The following is a 16,281-nucleotide window of genomic DNA, read 5'->3' as shown; positions in this document are numbered from 1 at the left end:
TATTGTCCGACAGCAAGATAAGGAGCGATCGATGACTGTTTGGGAAGCAACATTGTCTGCCAAGGGACAGGTCACGATCCCGAAGGAGATGCGGGAAACCCTTAATCTGCGCCCAGGAGATCAGCTCGTTTACAGCATGGTCGACGGCGAGGTGATCGTAACGCCGAAGAACATCAATCTCAAGGACCTTGCCGGTCTGCTGGGAGCCTCGCCGAATGGCCCCGCGACCCTCGCGGAGATAGATGCAGCGGTCACAGCCGCCGCTGGCGCCAACGCGCTAAACACGGCAGACGACGGTAAGCCTGACGTCGCTGCATGAAAATGATCGGTCTGGACACCAACGTTGTCATCCGCCTGTTGACCGACGATGATCCTCGGCAGCGGCGCGCCGCCTTGCAATTCGCGGAGCGATTGGGTCGCGACTACATCGCATTTCTTCCGTTGGTCGCAGTCCTTGAGCTCAACTGGGCGCTTTGGGCAAAGCTCGGCTTCTCCAAGCAAGACACCATCAGGGCAATTGAAAGCCTCCTCAGGACACGCGGACTTGTCGTGGAGCATCATGATCTGGTTGTGAAAGCGCTCCGGCTCGTGTTGACTGAGAATGCCGACTTTGCCGACGCGCTGATTGCCGCCCGTTCGCTGCAGGAAGGATGTGCAGCGATCAAAACATTCGATAGAAAAGCCGCATCCTGCGTCCCCGGAATGGAACTTCTCGCATGACCGACACCGCCCGCCTGATCACCCCGGAAAAACGCGGCGAGGATTTCGACGCCACGCTGCGGCCGCAGTCGCTCGACGAGTTCACTGGCCAGGCCGAGGCGCGCGCTAACTTGAAGATCTTCATCGAGGCCGCGAAAAACCGTGGCGAGGCGCTCGATCACGTCCTTTTCGTCGGCCCGCCCGGTCTCGGCAAGACGACGCTGGCGCAGATCATGGCCAAGGAACTCGGCGTCAACTTCCGCTCGACATCCGGCCCTGTTATCGCCAAGGCCGGCGATCTCGCAGCACTGCTCACCAATCTCGAAGAGCGCGACGTGCTCTTCATCGACGAAATCCATCGTTTGAGCCCCGCCGTCGAGGAAATTCTCTATCCTGCGATGGAGGACTTCCAGCTCGATCTCATCATCGGTGAAGGCCCGGCCGCGCGCTCGGTGAAGATCGACCTGTCGAAGTTCACGCTGGTCGCCGCCACCACCCGCCTCGGCCTTTTGACGACGCCGTTGCGCGACCGCTTCGGCATCCCGGTGCGCCTGTCCTTCTACACCGTCGATGAACTGGAACTGATCGTGCGTCGCGGCGCCCGGCTGATGAACCTACCGATGACGGACGAAGGCGCCCGCGAGATCGCGCGCCGCGCCCGCGGTACCCCCCGCATCGCTGGCCGCCTGCTGCGCCGTGTGCGCGATTTCGCCGAGGTCGCGAGAGCCGAAGCCGTCACCCGCGAGATCGCCGACGAAGCGCTGACCCGGCTCTTGGTCGACAATCTCGGCCTCGACCAGCTCGACAAGCGCTACCTCAACATGATCGCGGTGAATTTCGGCGGCGGCCCCGTCGGTATCGAGACCATCGCCGCCGGCCTGTCGGAGCCGCGCGACGCAATCGAGGACATCATCGAGCCCTACATGATCCAGCAGGGCTTCATCCAGCGCACCCCGCGCGGCCGCGTCTTGACCGCCACCGCCTGGAAGCACCTCGGCATGCAGCCGCCGAAGGATCTCGAAGCCGCCCAGTTCCGCCTGTTTCAGCAGGACGATTGAAGAAGGCCGAAGCCGCGCGAGGAGGAGACGCATCATGCCTGATTTCGATCCCTGCCGATCCTTCCGCAAGCTCGCCTATAACAACGCGCTCGCCAACCATCGCCTGCACATGGCCTGCGCGCTTTTGCAGCCGGGCGAATTCGACGCGCCGCGCGTCAGTTTCTTCCCGTCGATCAAGGCGACGCTGAACCATATTCTCACGGTCGACTGGTTCTATGTCGATGCGCTGGAGGGTGGCACGCTGGGGCCGCGGGCCTGGGCGGTCGAGGAACCCTGCCCCGATATCGCAACCCTTGCCGCGGCACAGAAGTCCGTCGATGCACGACTGGTAACGCTTGCAGATGCGCTCTCGCCACAGAAACTGGCCTCGACCGTCGAGATCCATCGCGGCGAGCGTATTCAGCGGGAACGGATGGAAGATGCGTTCAACCACCTCTTCCAGCACCAGACGCATCACCGCGGCCAGGTGCATGCCATGCTGGCGGGCACCAGCGTGAAGCCGCCGCAGCTGGACGAATTCATCGTCGCGGACGATGCCAGGTTCCGGGGCGACGAGATCGCCGCCCTCGGCTGGAGCGAAGAGAAGTTGATGCTTTAATCCTGCAGTCGCGCCTTCAGCCCGTCGATGATCGTCTTGCTGAGCAGCGCGTAGTTTTCGTCGAAGTGGTGATCGCCTGATAGCGCGATGACGTCGACGCCGGTATCCTTCAGATCGGGGCAGGCAACCTCGTCGTCGTCTTCCTTGCCGTAGACGCACTGCACGAGCTTCGGATCGACGGTCTTGAGGTCATTCGCCGGGTCGCCGCCAGCGCCTTCGGTCTTGGCGCCGAGCCAGCCCATGACGGAGATCTGATAGTCCACCTCGTGCGACAGCGACAGCAGCGATATCTGCGCCACGGTGCTCTTGGCTGCCGGCTTCAGCCGCGAAAAAGCGGCCGGCACGACGTCCGCGCCGAAGGAATAGCCGGCCAAGAGCACATGCTTGACCTTCCACTGCTTGCGGTAGAGCTCGATGATCTTGCCGAGATCGTCGGCGGTTTCCTGGGGTTTACGCTCGGACCAGAAGTAATGCAGCGAATCCACACCGACCACGGGAATGCCCTGCTTCTGCAGCGCCGCACCCACTTCCTTGTCGATATCGCGCCAACCACCGTCACCCGAGTAGATCACCGCCATCGTGTCGAAAGCGGGCGTGGCATCGAGAATGGTCAGCGGTAGCCCGAGCGGATTGTCGGCATTGCCGGATGCGGCGATCAGGTCGTCCAGCGTATCGCTGAGCGTCGTCTGCGCATCATCCTCGGAATCGCGGATATCGATGTCGGGATGCGCCTTCTTGAGCTCCTCAGCATGCGCGCGGCCATCCTTGTTGGCGGCCGAAGTGAAGGCGGCGATCACAGGATCCGGCAGCGCGATATCGCTGAGACCGTAGATCATGCGATCCCCGACCGTCTCCTTCTTCGCTGGCGTGCAGAGCTGCTGCGTCAGCGGGATACCCGCCAGCGGATCGATCGCCAGCGTCTGGCCGATGGTCGCATCCGGTGTCTGCGCGGCAATCGCCAGCGCCAGCGCCCCGCCCTCGCCGATACCGGCGATAACAGGAAGATGGTACGGGCTGTTGCCCGCGGCGCGCTGCACCTGCTGGCTGAGCGACTCGATATCGGAGACCAGATAGACGCAGCCGTCATTGTCGCTGACGTCGTATTTACGGAGAGCATCGATATAGGAAGGGAAATCGACGCCGATGACCACGGCGCCCTCGCCCACCAGTCGATCGGCTTCCGTCTTCTCCTTGTCGCCCCAGCCGGCCGCGTCCGAGATCAGCATCACGGCGCCCTTGACGTCTCCGTCAGGCAGGAAGATGTGCGGCGAAGGGATCAGCCCGGTCTCGAAGCTCTGCGTGGTCTCGTCGGCCGCCCGTGCGGCGGGAATGGAGAGCGCCAGCGCGCATGCGGCGGCCAGAATGTGTCTTTTCATCATTTCCTCACGACCCCTTTCAATCCGCCGCCGATCAGGAGCGTCGCGTCCATCAAGGCGATGACAGGATTGCCTCCTCCGGACACCGCAAGATAGCGCGGATGCCATTGAGGGTGAAATTTGGACTTGAAGGCCCTGAGGCCCTTGAAGTTGTAGAAGCGCTCGCCGTGCTCGAACACGGTGCTTCCGATGCGGTCCCAGACCGGCGCCGTCTCGCGCTTTGACATGCCCGATAGCGGCGCCATGCCGAGGTTGAAGTGCGAAAAGCCCTCGGCGCGCAGATATTCCATGATCTGCACGAACAGGAAGTCCATGGAACCCTTCGGCGCATCCGGCGAGAAACGCATCAGGTCGATCGTCCCCTCGTCCTTGGCGCCGGTGATCAGGATATTGGCGAAGGCGACGATCTTGCCCTCGAGTTTCAGGATGCCAACCGGTTGCGCCAGAATATATTCAGGCGTGAACGCGCCAAGCGAGAAGCCCTTCTCCTTGGCATTGTGGTCGGCCAGCCACGCGTTGGAAACGGCCGCCAGCTCGTCCATCACGTCAGGAACGTCCTCGGGCTTGATCACCTCGAAGGAGAGCCCGTCGCGCTGGGCGCGGCTCGCGGTCTGGCGCAGGTTCGCCCACTTGCCGCCCTTCATCTCGAAGGCCGTCAAGTCGGAGACGGCGAGCTCACCGAGCTTGAAGGCTCTGAGCCCCGCATCGGCGCAATGCGAAAGCAGCGCCGGCGAGATCTGGTAGAACACCGCGCGGCAGCCGGCGGCGCGGGCCGTTTCGACGAAGCGCCAGACGAGTTCGGGTATGGCGCTACGTTCGCCGATCGGATCGAACAGAGCGATCCACGAGCGCCCCTGCCGCCCGTACATGATGAAGGCATCGCCCTTTTCCGAGAACATCACGCTCTTGTCGCCCATGCGCACCAGATTGGCGTCGGCGTAGCGCTGTTTCTCGACGATGGCGACGGCATTCTCGAGTGCCTCGTCGCTAGCCGGCTCCGGTTTCGTCGTCGCCGGACGCAACAGGCTGAAGACAGCGATGAAAGAGGAGATAATGGTGATACCGAGCGTGGCGCGCAGGCTGCGTGGTGCTTCGCCGGTGAATTCGAACTGCCACCAGAGTTGGTTGCTGTAATCGACGTCGCGGTAGACGAAAAGCAGGATGACGATCGCGCCGACGCAGACCACCGCAATCGCCGTAAGCCATGATGCCGTCAGCGTCTGGTGGAACAACGACGCGCGACGGCGGAAGAGCCGCCGGCTCACGAACAGTCCGAAGATCAGGAAGGCGAGGAAGCAGGCTTCGACCAGCGCAATCGCCTTGAGCAGCGACAGCGTCAGCGCCGCGGCGGCCGAAAGGATCGTCACCCACCAGGCGCCGTCGAGACGCTGGCCAAGGCCGCGCGCCGCGACCACCAGCGCAAGCCCGAGCACGCTGGAGAGGAAATGCGCGCCTTCGACGATCGGCAAAGGCAGATAATCGGACAGCAGCGCAAGGTTCTCGTCCGGTGTCGGCGTCACGCTCGAGAAGATCAGCATGACACCGAGAAGCAGCGCGAGCGCTGAAAGCAGCTGCGGCATCAGGCGGATACCGATACGCCGGATGCCCGAGGCCACAGGATGATCGGCAAAGCGCCGAAGCTCCGTGGCGGAGACGGCAAGCACGGCGATCAGCAATGGCACGACGTGATAGATCAGGCGATAGAGCACCAGCGAGCCGAGCACGGCATCGATATTCACGGCGCTGCCGAGAGCGGCAATGATCACGGTCTCGAACACGCCGAGTCCCGCCGGAACATGGCTGAGCACGCCGAGGCCGACGGCGATCGCGTAGACCGCCAGGAACACCGGCCAGCCGATGGCCGTCTGCGGCAGGAGAACGTAGAGAACGGTCGCGGAAGCCGCGATATCGAAGGCGGCGACAAGGAACTGTCGCGACCATGTGGCGGAATCGGGAAGCCGGATGGAGAAGCGGCCGATCTCCAGCGCCCGCCCGCCACGCCCGAGCACGACGCCTGCCGCCAGCACCAGTACGATGGCGCCGCCGATCAATCGCAGCAATATGCTGCTGACGCCGATCAACGGTGCGATCTCGTCGGCGATGGCCAGAAGCGCGATGGAGCCGACACCGGCAAGGCCGAGACCGAAAGCGACCGTCACGAAAGCGATGACCCGCCCGATCTCTTCGGGCGTCAGCCCGAGCCTGGAATAGGCCCGATAGCGGATCGCGCCGCCGCTAAGCGCGCCGAAACCCGCCGTGTTTCCAACCGCATAGGCGCTGAACGCGGTCAGCGCCACCTGCGGAAAAGGCAGCCTCTTGCCGACATACTCGATGGCGTTCACGTCATAGAACACCAGCGCCAGGAAGCTTAGGGCAGTGAAGAAGAGCGCAAGCAGGATCGAGCTCACGGTCGTGTCGGCGAGCGCCTGAACGACATCGTCGTAGCGCACCTCGGTGGTAAGCTGTTCGATGGCGAAGCCGACCATGCAGAACACGATCAGCGTCGCTACGGCCGCGAGATGTGTCCGGTATCGCCGAAAAAAGCCGGCGAAGGTGGATTCTTCCGTTACTTCAATCTCTTCCAAATCGGCGTGCTTCGACATCATTTACCGTCGCGAACTTACACATCAGCGGGAGTCATGTTTCGAACACCTAACACAGCCAGCATGCAAGTTCTTGGGCTCAAGCCCGCGAATACATGGCAACGCCACCCCAGCGCCCGCAATAAGCGTCTGCTTCTTCTTCAATTGGGGCATTTTTGGCGCAAGAAGAGCACTTGCACATTGCATTTTGGTAAGATCCCCGACGCAGCCGCGCCATCATCGTATGGCACCGGCACGACTAAGCGGCTGGCTCCTCTCCAGGTGCCGATTTCTGCGCGGCATAGAGGGCGGCCGCGGCATTCGCATCGGCGTCGTGCGTCTCGCTCGAGACCTGCAGCGTCGGGACTGCAAACTCGATGCCGTTTTCCTTGAAGGCGGTTCGGATCATCGCCAGCGCGTTGCGGCGAATGACGAACTGCTCGCCCGGCTTCGTCATCATTGCCAGACGGATGACGATCGCGAATTCGCCGAACTGCTCGACGCCCTTCATCTTCAGCGTTTCGATGATATGAGGCGCGTAGTCGGGGTTTTCGAGCAGCTTCTGGCCGATCTGCTTGATCACCTTCTTCGCCAGCACCAGATCGGTGTCGTAGGTGACGTTGAGCGTTATCTTGTCGATCGTCCAATCGCGGTTCAGGTTCTTGACTGCGCCGAGTTCACCGAACGGCACCGTGGTCAGCGGCCCGCGGTGATGGCGCAGCCTGACGGACCGCAGGCTGAAGGCCTCGACGACGCCCTTGTGGCTACCGCTCTCGATATACTCGCCCACACGGAATGCATCGTCCCAGAGATAGAACATGCCGCTGATGACATCCTTGACGATGGTCTGCGCCCCGAAGCCGACCGCGACACCGACGACGCCTGCACCGGCAATCAAAGGCCCGATCTCGACGCCGAGGCCGGAAAGCACCATCAGCACAGCGATAACGGCGATCACGACGGCGAGGATATTGCGGAAGATCGGCAGCAGCGTCTGCAACCGCGCCCGCCGTGCCTTCTCATCGTCATTGATCGACCCTTCCAGAGGCGAATCCTCGAGCCTGCCGTTGATATAGGCGCGCGCAAGGTGCCAGAGCAGATCGGCGGCAAGCAGGATGACGATGCCGCCGACCGAGCCGCGCACGATCCGGTCGATCATCGTCTCGCCGGCAGCCATCCGATCGGCCGCGAAGCCAAGAATGCGGCCGAGCCAGATGGCGGCGATGGTAATGATGATCGCTCGCACGCCGCGATCGAGCAGCACCGCGGCAATCCGCTTTTTGGCAAGAAAGCCGGCCTCCGCCTTGTGGAGGGATCGCACGGCAAGCGTCGAGACCCGTAGCGCTCGCGGCAACAGCACGAGATAGATGCCAAGCCACAGGATGAAGTTGAAGCCCGCCACCCACAGCAGCCAGAGCGCCACGAAATAGATCGTCAGCAGCCAGGAGACCGTCGTGCTCTTGTGCCCCTCCTCCACCGGGCGCGACCAGACCGCCTCGACGGCGATGGCAAGCAATCCAAGCCCGAGCGTGTAGCCGACGAGATACCGCGACCCAGGGGAGAAGCCCAGCGGCGCCATCAATTGGATCAGCACCCAGCCGAACACGAAATAGATGATGAACACGCAGCTGCGCTCGAACCAGAACATCGCAGTCGCCCGCGAAACGTCGCGCTCGCCGCCAGCCTGAGGCAGCGTCACCAGCGCCACCAGCAGCCGGCCGATCGAGATCGTGACGCGCGATACGATCAGCGCGATGGCCACGGCGATCGCCAGCGATTGCGTGATCGGCGGCCAATCGAAGAGCACGAGCGGAACGAGCGTCGCGATGCAGAACACCAGCGCCGGCACCACGCGATAGCTCAGGTTGGCTGCGGCGTGATGGGCGACTGTGACCACCTCGCCATCCTCTTGTCTGATGCGCGGTCGCGGCACGATCACCCGAAACAGCATTTCGGCGACAGCACCGGCGAGAAACAGAGCCAGGAGTTCGAACGTCACGACAGCCCAGCCGCTCGGTTGAACCTCGCGCTCGACGATCTCGGAGGCATTCTCGACCTCCTCGGGCAGCGTCATCGCCGCACCGGACACCAGATCGAAATGCGTGCGGGCATGACCGAGGAATTCGGAAAGCACCGACATCTGCTCTCCGGACATCTCGCCGGGCATTGCCGATGGCGCGGTCGGCGCTTGCACGGGTGCTTGTGTCGGGGCGGCCTGCGTGGCCATCCACTGCTTGACGGCGGGCTTCTCCATGAGCTCGAAGATTTGCCGCACTTCGGCGGGCGGCGGCGTTGCCGGCGCGGCGGGCGGTGTCTGCGCCAACGCTCCCCATGCGGCCATCGTCAAAGCAATCAGCGGCAGAAGCCGCCTTACAACGCGCGCGCCAAACCCCAGACCCATCGCCCAGCCCCTCCAATATATATAGCGTAGCTTATATTGAAGCGCGCGAAAGAAAAGCCCGCGCGGCATGCGGCTGCGCGGGCTCCGATAACCATTATTGCCGAATGGTTTATGCCTTCGGCTTTTCGACGTGGCCGCCGAAGCCGGCGCGCATGGCTGACAGCACCTTGTTGGCGAATTCGTCGTTGTCGCGCGACGAGAAGCGGCTGTAGAGCGCGGCACTCAGAACCGGCGTCGGAACGCTTTCGTCGATGGCGGCCATGATCGTCCAGCGGCCTTCGCCGGAATCCGAAACGCGACCTGCATAGGCGCCGAGGGCCGGATCCGCATGCAGCGCATCCGAGGTCAGGTCGAGCAGCCAGGAGGTGATGACGCTGCCGCGGCGCCAGACTTCGGCGACGTCCTGCAGGTTGAAGTCGTACTGGTAGTGCTCAGGATGCGCGATCGGCGCTGTCTCGGCATCGACTTCATGCGTATCGGCGCCGATATTCGCACGCTTCAGGATGTTGAAGCCTTCGGCATAGGCAGCCATCAGGCCGTATTCGATCCCGTTGTGTACCATCTTCACGAAGTGGCCGGCGCCGTGCGGGCCGCAATGCAGATAGCCCTGTTCGGCCGTGCTGCCGGCCTGATCGGGACGATGCGCCGAAGGCACGACGTCGCCGACGCCAGGTGCCAGCGACTTGAAGATCGGCGAAAGCGACTCGACCACGGCCTTTTCGCCGCCGATCATCAGGCAATAGCCACGCTCGAGACCGAAGACGCCGCCGCTGGTGCCGACGTCGACATAGTGCAGACCCTTGGTGATCAGCTCGCCGCCGCGACGAATGTCGTCATGATAGTAGGAATTGCCGCCGTCGATGATGATATCGTCGCTGTCGAGCAGCGGCGCGATCTGCGCGATCACCTTGTCGGTGATGGCGGCAGGCAGCATCAGCCATACGGCGCGCGGGCGCGACAGCTTCGAGACGAACTCTTCCAGCGACGAACTGCCGACGGCACCCTTGCCGACGAGATCGTTCACACTTTCGGTTTTCGCATCATACACGACGCACTCATGGCCATCGCGCATCAAGCGCTGGACCATGAAGCTTCCCATCCGGCCCAAACCAACCATGCCAAGTTGCATCTCAAGTCTCCTGGTAATTTAAATCGATATAATGCGGCGAAACTATCACTCAAATCGCGTCAGGCAAGCGAAGTCTCTGTCATATGACGCCTCTGACGGCATAGCTGATACGCCATGACGTCATGGCTGGAAAGTCATAATGACGCGCCCGCTCGTCGCGTCGGCGATGCTGCGCGCGACCTCCCGTGATATCGCCTCCGGTATAGCCAACGTCAATTCCGCCCCATCGTCAAGAAAGGCTTCGCTGGCGACGCGAACGCCCGGCGCGGCCGCAAGTCTCGCTTTGACCAGGGCAAGATCGGAAAAACCGACGCGAATGACCACATCGACCATAGCGACCAGTTCCACGGTGCCGGCGGCACGCAGGCAAATCGCGGCCGTCCCGCCATAGGCTCGGATCAGCCCGCCGGTGCCGAGCAGCACGCCGCCGAACCAGCGCGTCACCACCACGATCACATTGTCGAGAGATTGCCCGTCGATCGCCTGCAGGATCGGCTTGCCTGCCGTGCCGCTCGGCTCGCCGTCGTCGCTGAAGCGATAGTTCTGGCCGATCCGCCATGCCCAGCAATTGTGGTTGGCATCGGGATCGGAATGCGTCGCCAGGAGATCCCTGACATCCTGCTCGCCGGATATCGGCGCCGCCACCGCGCGAAACCGGCTCTTTTTGACGATCTGCTCGCAGGTCTCGGTACGTTCCAGTGAAAACATGAACTCGCCATACCCGCTGGACGGGCAGCCCGGCAAGCAAAACCGGAGGCTATCGGCAACATGGAAGCCTGGACGCGAAAACGCCCGCTGCGAGGAGCGGGCGTTTTGGGATACCGGCCGGCCCGAAGGCAGGAGGATCGAAAGGTCTTAGCGAGCGACGGCCGCGCGGGCGACGCGCTGGATGTCGGCGCGGTCGATGCCGAGGTCGTGCAGGTCGCGGTTCGACATGCGGCCGAGTTCGGAAACGGTCTGACGATACTTGCGCCAGTTATTGAAGGAGCGTGCTACGTTCATGATGGTCCCCTTTCTAGGGCTTGTCAGTGCTCGGCAGCGTTCTTGCCGCCGGTGTCTTTCTGTTGATGCGAATATACGCAGGAAGGCCGGGACCGAACAGCGCTAAAGCATCAGATCACCAATGCACAAAACGCATAGCTTGACGAAAATATGCCCAATGATTTTGCCTCATAAATGACCGTAAACGTTTCAGGCAAAAGCTTGCGCAAGCGCCATCGGCTTACTGCGGTTTTGACGCTTAACAGCCATGGCCGGCAATTAACGTACGTTTAACCGTTTTAATTAGGAAACGCAGGACGATTATCACTCCTGCATCCGCGAATTCTGCGTGAAACGCCAAAATCCACCAAATTGCGCTCAGCGCATAGGTCATTTGCAGAAATCGGCACCCGGCCGTCACGAGCATTGAAAACGTGGCTCACCTGCGAAAACGCTGCACGACGATGCATCGAACGGCATCTACCGCAGGCAATAACTCAACGATCCAGGGAAGGAGAAAGTGCGATCCGCGGCAACCGATGGAGGTTTACGATCCTGGGTGCCTACAAACGTAGGTGGGCGCCATATGTCCAAGCCCACGGGCCTGGCCAGGGACAGCTCCCTTTGGATCGAGTATGGCCCCAGGGATTGTGGTTCCTGTCGAGAGGCGCAGATCGCAGCTGTTATATAAGACTGATTTTCGGACCGCGCCAGAGGCTGGCACATGGCCTGGCGATTTAATTGAGCTCGGCCGGCGCGCGGCCGCTCAGCTTGTCGGCAAGCCCCTGGATGCGCATGGTAACCTCGCCAAGCGCCACCGCGAGGCTTTCTTCCGTCCGCGCCGTCGCGGCCATTGCCGTCTCGCGGGAGCCGCGCAGGGCTTCCAGCTCGGTTTCGAGCCCGGCGACGCGGCGCGTCAGCTCCGAGATCTCGTCCATGACCATGATGCCGGCCATGACGGTGATCCTGAGATCGCCGATTTCGCCGAACTGTCCCTTGAGATGGCCGACGTAGCGGTCGAAGCGGGTCGCGAGATCGGTCAGGTGATCTTCCTGCCCCTCCTCGCAGGCCATCCTATAGGCCTTGCCGTCGATCGTTACCGTTACCTGCGCCATCTCATCTGCCCTTCATTATCGATCGAGGACCGCGCGGATCGTTTCCATCGCCGTCACCAGCCGCCTGGAAACCTCGCGATTGACCTCTTCCAGTCGGTTCGCGCGGAACTCGGCCTGGTCCAGCTCCTGCGCGAGCTTGGAGCGATCGGCGTGCACGCGGCGAACTTCGCCTTCGATCTCTCCGCTCTCGCGCTGCCGCTCGAGCCGGGCGTCGACAGCGTTGTCAAGAGCCGAAACGGCTTGCCTGAGCTCCGCGAGCGCTGCGTCGATGCTGTTGCCTGTGGATGTCATGTCTCTTCCGCTTCCCCGCGCAAGACCCGCGAATCGGCAATCGGGGCCGAGCGATGTTTCCAAGAGGATATGCAACTCGCCAACTGTGCGTCAATAAAGGTCACAGGCCGGCAGGTACGCTAATCTGTGGATGACCGAAATCGTTGACACCGTCACAAGGCTGTCAACTTTTGTTAAAATCGATGGTCAAATGTCAAAAATCGTCATTCGGGGTCCTCTATTGGGGCTCGGATTTATTGACTTGGCCGTTCCAACTGCTATTTGTGCACCCGCTCTCATTGATGGTCTCCGCAGGCTTGAGGCCATCCCCCGACACCCCGGAACAAGCGGAATAGCGATGATTTCTCCTGAACAACACGACCGGATGGCGAATGCGATCCGTTTCCTCGCAATGGATGCAGTCGAGAAGGCGAATTCCGGCCATCCTGGCATGCCGATGGGCATGGCCGACGTCGCCACCGTCCTGTTCTCGAAGTATCTGAAGTTCGACCCGACCAAGCCGCATTGGCCCGACCGCGACCGCTTCGTGCTGTCGGCCGGCCACGGCTCGATGCTGCTCTACTCGCTGCTCTATCTGACCGGCTATCCGGACATGTCGGTTGATGATCTGAAAGCTTTCCGCCAGCTCGGCTCCAAGACCGCCGGTCACCCGGAATACGGCCACGCCACGGGCATCGAAACCACCACCGGCCCGCTCGGCCAGGGCATTGCCAACGCGGTTGGCATGGCGATCGCCGAACGTAAGCTGCGCGAGGAATTCGGCGCCGACCTGCAGGATCACTACACCTACGTGATCAACGGCGACGGCTGCCTGATGGAAGGCATCAGCCATGAAGCCATCGCGCTCGCCGGCCACCTGAAGCTCAACAAGCTCATCCTCTTCTGGGACAACAACTCGATCACCATCGACGGCGCTGTCTCCCTGTCGGATTCCACCGACCAGATCATGCGCTTCAAGGCTGTTCACTGGCACACGATCGAAGTCGACGGCCACGATCAGGCTGCGATTGCAGCTGCCATCGAGGAAGCCCACAAGTCCGACAAGCCGACCTTCATTGCCTGCAAGACCGTCATCGGCTTCGGCGCCCCCAACAAGCAGGGCAGCCACAAGGTTCACGGTTCGCCGCTCGGCGCCGATGAAATCGCCGCGACCCGCAAGGCGCTGAACTGGGACTACGAGCCCTTCGTCATCCCGAACGACGTTCTCTCCGATTGGCGCGCCGCCGGCGTCCGTTCGACCGAAACCGTCAAGGCATGGGAAGGCCGCTTGGCCAAGTCCGCCGACAAGGCCGAGTTCGACCGCCGCTTCGCCGGTGATCTGCCTGCGGGCTTCGACGCTGCGATTGCCGACCTGAAGAAGAAGATCGTCGAGACCAAGCCGACAGTTGCTACGCGTAAGGCTTCCGAGGACGTTCTCGAAGTCATCAACGGCATCCTGCCGGAAACGCTCGGCGGTTCGGCCGACCTGACGCCGTCGAACAACACCAAGACCAGCCAGATGACGTCGATCACGCCGACGGACTTCTCCGGCCGCTATATGCACTGGGGTATCCGCGAGCATGGCATGGCATCTGCCATGAACGGCGTCTCGCTGCATGGCGGCCTGATGCCTTATGGCGGCGGCTTCATGATCTTCTCGGACTATTGCCGCCCTCCGATCCGCCTCGCTGCGCTGATGGGTATCCGCCTCGTCCACGTCCTGACGCATGATTCCATCGGCGTCGGCGAAGACGGCCCGACGCACCAGCCGGTCGAACAGGTGGCGAGCCTGCGTGCTGTCCCGAACCTGATGGTCTTCCGTCCGGCCGACGTCACGGAAACGGCCGAGGCGTGGCAGATCGCGCTGAAGACCAAGGATCGCCCGACCGCGCTCGCCCTAACCCGCCAGAACCTGACGACCGTTCGTACGGAATACTCGGAAGAGAACCTCACGACCAAGGGCGCCTATACCCTGGCCGGCAACGCCGATGCCAAGGCGACGATCTTCGCTTCGGGCTCCGAAGTCGAACTCGCCATCGCCGCACGCAAGACGCTCGAGGAAAAGGGCGTGTCCGTCCGCGTCGTCTCGGTCCCCTGCACCGAACTGTTCTTCGAGCAGCCGGATGCCTACCGCAAGGAAATCATCGGCAACTCGCCGATCAAGATCGCCGTCGAAGCCGCCGTCCGCGAAGGCTGGGATGCGTTCATCGGTCCGGAAGGCACCTTCATCGGCATGAAGAGCTTCGGCGCTTCCGGCCCAGCCAAGGAAGTCTTCAAGAAGTTCGGCATCACGGCGGAAGCTGTGGTCGCTGCCGTTGAAGCCAAGCTTTGATCTGATAAAGGAGCGCCCGAGGGCGCTCCTCATTCCACAACGCAAGCCCTACTCTCGGGAGAGAAACACATGACTGTAAAGGTTGCCATCAACGGCTTCGGCCGTATCGGCCGCAATGTTCTCCGCGCCATCGTCGAATCCGGCCGTACCGACATCGAAGTCGTCGCCATCAACGATCTCGGCCCGGTCGAAACCAACGCGCACCTGCTGCGCTATGACAGCATCCACGGCAAGTTCCCGGCCGAAGTGAAGGTCGAAGGTGACACGATCACCGTCGGCGGCGGCAAGCCGATCAAGGTCACCGCTGTCCGTGATCCGGCGCAGCTGCCGCACGGCGAACTCGGCATCGACATCGCGCTCGAGTGCACCGGCATCTTCACCTCGCGTGACAAGGCCGCCGCTCACCTGACGGCTGGCGCCAAGCGCGTCATCGTTTCGGCTCCTGCCGATGGCGCCGACCTGACCGTCGTCTTCGGCGTCAACCACGACCAGCTGACCAAGGACCACCTGGTCATCTCCAACGCGTCGTGCACCACGAATTGCCTGGTACCGGTCGTCAAGATTCTCGACGACGCCGTCGGCATCGACCACGGCTTCATGACCACGATCCACTCCTACACGGGTGACCAGCCGACGCTCGACACGATGCACAAGGATCTGTACCGCGCCCGCGCCGCGGCCCTGTCCATGATCCCGACCTCGACCGGTGCCGCCAAGGCTGTCGGCCTCGTTCTGCCGCACCTCAAGGGCAAGCTCGACGGCACGTCGATCCGCGTTCCGACCCCGAACGTCTCGGTCGTCGACTTCAAGTTCGTCGCCAAGAAGGCCACCACGGTTGGCGAAATCAACGAAGCCATCAAGGCTGCCGCCAATGGCAAGCTCAAGGGCATCCTCGGCTTCACCGACGAGCCGCTGGTTTCGCGCGACTTCAACCACGACAGCCACTCCTCGATCTTCGCCACCGACCAGACCAAGGTCATGGAAGGCAACTTCGTGCGCGTTCTGTCCTGGTACGACAATGAGTGGGGCTTCTCGAGCCGCATGTCGGACACGGCCGTCGCCTTCGCCAAGACCATCTAAGGTTTTCGCGACACGACTTTCTGAAGAGCGGCTCGGGCAACCGGGCCGCTTTTTCTTTTACTGGCCCGACGACTGTCGCGCAGGCGATTTGGCTGGTGTCCCGCTGCCGATCGCCGTACTGTCAAAACCCGGATGACCGCTCAAGCGAAAGAGAATGCCATGGACTATTTTACGATCGAGATCGGCGGCAGTGCGATTGCCTGTTTTCGTTCCGAGAACGACGAAGACGCGAAGCATTTCTTCGAAGCCGAAGACTTTCGCGAGGACCTGACCATCCTGGAATCACAGGGCAAGCCCGTGTGGGATGGCGTTACGGCAATCACCTTGCGCAAGGCGACGTCGGAAGAGGCGAGCGAAGTCGAACATGCCTACGAGTTCGATGACGATCCCTCGCGCACCATCGACGATGAGTTTGTCGTCTTCCTCATCCCGATCTCCGACATGGACGACGAGGACGAGACCGAAGCTTGACGCGGTTTCGCATCTTTCATTCCTCGCCGGGGAATATGCAAGAAAAAGACAGGGCATTGCTTTTTGCCCTGCTCTCGCCCGATTTGACTTTACTGTTTGAACAGGCTCAGTCTCGAACCGTTCATCCGATTTGCCTGTAGGCAGACCATTCAGCAGCATGACGCCGCGCAAGCAGGGTTAGTCCTTCGG

15 protein-coding genes and 1 other RNA gene are annotated in these 16,281 nt (G+C 62.0%); 7 read left to right on the top strand and 9 right to left on the bottom strand.

The features are described from left to right. The first annotated feature begins 31 nt into the window (after nucleotides 1-31). From QTL95_RS08430 to QTL95_RS08415, 4 genes are read left to right on the top strand one after another with little or no spacing between them, the layout of a single operon-like run. On the top strand, nucleotides 32-319 hold the full coding sequence (locus tag QTL95_RS08430) for an AbrB/MazE/SpoVT family DNA-binding domain-containing protein (RefSeq protein ID WP_289719523.1): 288 nt from the start codon (nucleotides 32-34) through the stop codon (nucleotides 317-319). After that, nucleotides 316-720 (top strand): PIN domain-containing protein, encoded by a 405-nt coding sequence (locus QTL95_RS08425; protein WP_289719522.1) that lies wholly within the window; start codon nucleotides 316-318, stop codon nucleotides 718-720. The genes QTL95_RS08430 and QTL95_RS08425 overlap by 4 nt, the downstream gene beginning before the upstream one ends. Beyond that, on the top strand, nucleotides 717-1,757 hold the full coding sequence (ruvB, locus tag QTL95_RS08420; RefSeq protein ID WP_018899653.1) for a Holliday junction branch migration DNA helicase RuvB: 1,041 nt from the start codon (nucleotides 717-719) through the stop codon (nucleotides 1,755-1,757). Before QTL95_RS08425 ends, ruvB begins: the two co-directional genes overlap by 4 nt. 34 nt (nucleotides 1,758-1,791) lie before the next feature. Next, nucleotides 1,792-2,355, top strand: a complete 564-nt coding sequence (locus QTL95_RS08415) for a DinB family protein (RefSeq protein ID WP_289719521.1) — start codon at nucleotides 1,792-1,794, stop codon at nucleotides 2,353-2,355. Here the strand turns inward: QTL95_RS08415 and QTL95_RS08410 are convergent. From QTL95_RS08410 to QTL95_RS08370, 9 genes are all read right to left on the bottom strand, one after another. Further along, nucleotides 2,352-3,734, bottom strand: coding sequence for a virulence factor family protein (locus tag QTL95_RS08410; protein ID WP_289719520.1), 1,383 nt, complete (start codon nucleotides 3,732-3,734; stop codon nucleotides 2,352-2,354). The genes QTL95_RS08415 and QTL95_RS08410 overlap by 4 nt on opposite strands. Next, the gene (mprF, locus tag QTL95_RS08405; protein ID WP_289719594.1) at nucleotides 3,731-6,334 is read right to left on the bottom strand and encodes a bifunctional lysylphosphatidylglycerol flippase/synthetase MprF; all 2,604 of its coding nucleotides are present in this window, start codon (nucleotides 6,332-6,334) and stop codon (nucleotides 3,731-3,733) included. The genes QTL95_RS08410 and mprF overlap by 4 nt, the downstream gene beginning before the upstream one ends. A 238-nt stretch (nucleotides 6,335-6,572) precedes the next feature. Further along, nucleotides 6,573-8,714 carry a mechanosensitive ion channel family protein gene (locus tag QTL95_RS08400; RefSeq protein ID WP_442981270.1) on the bottom strand — a complete coding sequence of 714 codons (2,142 nt, stop codon included), beginning with the start codon at nucleotides 8,712-8,714 and terminating at the stop codon, nucleotides 6,573-6,575. 109 nt (nucleotides 8,715-8,823) lie between these two features. After that, entirely contained in the window at nucleotides 8,824-9,843 is a 1,020-nt protein-coding gene (gnd, locus tag QTL95_RS08395; RefSeq protein WP_289719519.1) for a phosphogluconate dehydrogenase (NAD(+)-dependent, decarboxylating), read from the bottom strand. A 120-nt stretch (nucleotides 9,844-9,963) separates the two neighbouring features. Next, nucleotides 9,964-10,551 carry an IMPACT family protein gene (locus QTL95_RS08390; protein WP_289719518.1) on the bottom strand — a complete coding sequence of 196 codons (588 nt, stop codon included), beginning with the start codon at nucleotides 10,549-10,551 and terminating at the stop codon, nucleotides 9,964-9,966. Nucleotides 10,552-10,698: 147 nt separating this feature from the next. Next, nucleotides 10,699-10,845, bottom strand: coding sequence for a DUF1127 domain-containing protein (locus QTL95_RS08385; protein ID WP_289719517.1), 147 nt, complete (start codon nucleotides 10,843-10,845; stop codon nucleotides 10,699-10,701). Between the two features lie 499 nt (nucleotides 10,846-11,344). Then, a non-coding RNA gene (ssrS, locus tag QTL95_RS08380) (6S RNA) lies at nucleotides 11,345-11,503 on the bottom strand. Between the two features lie 58 nt (nucleotides 11,504-11,561). Further along, on the bottom strand, nucleotides 11,562-11,939 hold the full coding sequence (locus QTL95_RS08375) for a cell division protein ZapA (RefSeq protein ID WP_289719516.1): 378 nt from the start codon (nucleotides 11,937-11,939) through the stop codon (nucleotides 11,562-11,564). 15 nt (nucleotides 11,940-11,954) lie between these two features. Continuing rightward, on the bottom strand, nucleotides 11,955-12,230 hold the full coding sequence (locus QTL95_RS08370; RefSeq protein ID WP_289719515.1) for a DUF4164 domain-containing protein: 276 nt from the start codon (nucleotides 12,228-12,230) through the stop codon (nucleotides 11,955-11,957). A gap of 337 nt (nucleotides 12,231-12,567) precedes the next feature. Here QTL95_RS08370 and tkt point away from each other — a divergent pair, with 337 nt between their 5' ends. The 3 genes from tkt to QTL95_RS08355 all read left to right on the top strand — a co-directional run bounded on the left by tkt (nucleotide 12,568) and on the right by QTL95_RS08355 (nucleotide 16,092). After that, entirely contained in the window at nucleotides 12,568-14,541 is a 1,974-nt protein-coding gene (gene tkt, locus QTL95_RS08365) for a transketolase (RefSeq protein ID WP_289719514.1), read from the top strand. Between the two features lie 69 nt (nucleotides 14,542-14,610). Further along, nucleotides 14,611-15,621 (top strand): type I glyceraldehyde-3-phosphate dehydrogenase, encoded by a 1,011-nt coding sequence (gene gap / locus QTL95_RS08360; protein WP_289719513.1) that lies wholly within the window; start codon nucleotides 14,611-14,613, stop codon nucleotides 15,619-15,621. Nucleotides 15,622-15,780: 159 nt separating this feature from the next. Then, nucleotides 15,781-16,092 (top strand): hypothetical protein, encoded by a 312-nt coding sequence (locus QTL95_RS08355; protein ID WP_289719512.1) that lies wholly within the window; start codon nucleotides 15,781-15,783, stop codon nucleotides 16,090-16,092. Nucleotides 16,093-16,281: the final 189 nt, after the last annotated feature.

The sequence above is a fragment of the Rhizobium sp. S152 genome (assembly GCF_030380735.1).
In the GTDB taxonomy this organism is placed as follows: Bacteria; Pseudomonadota; Alphaproteobacteria; order Rhizobiales; family Rhizobiaceae; genus Rhizobium.
This window is presented reverse-complemented; position numbering and strand designations above follow the sequence as displayed.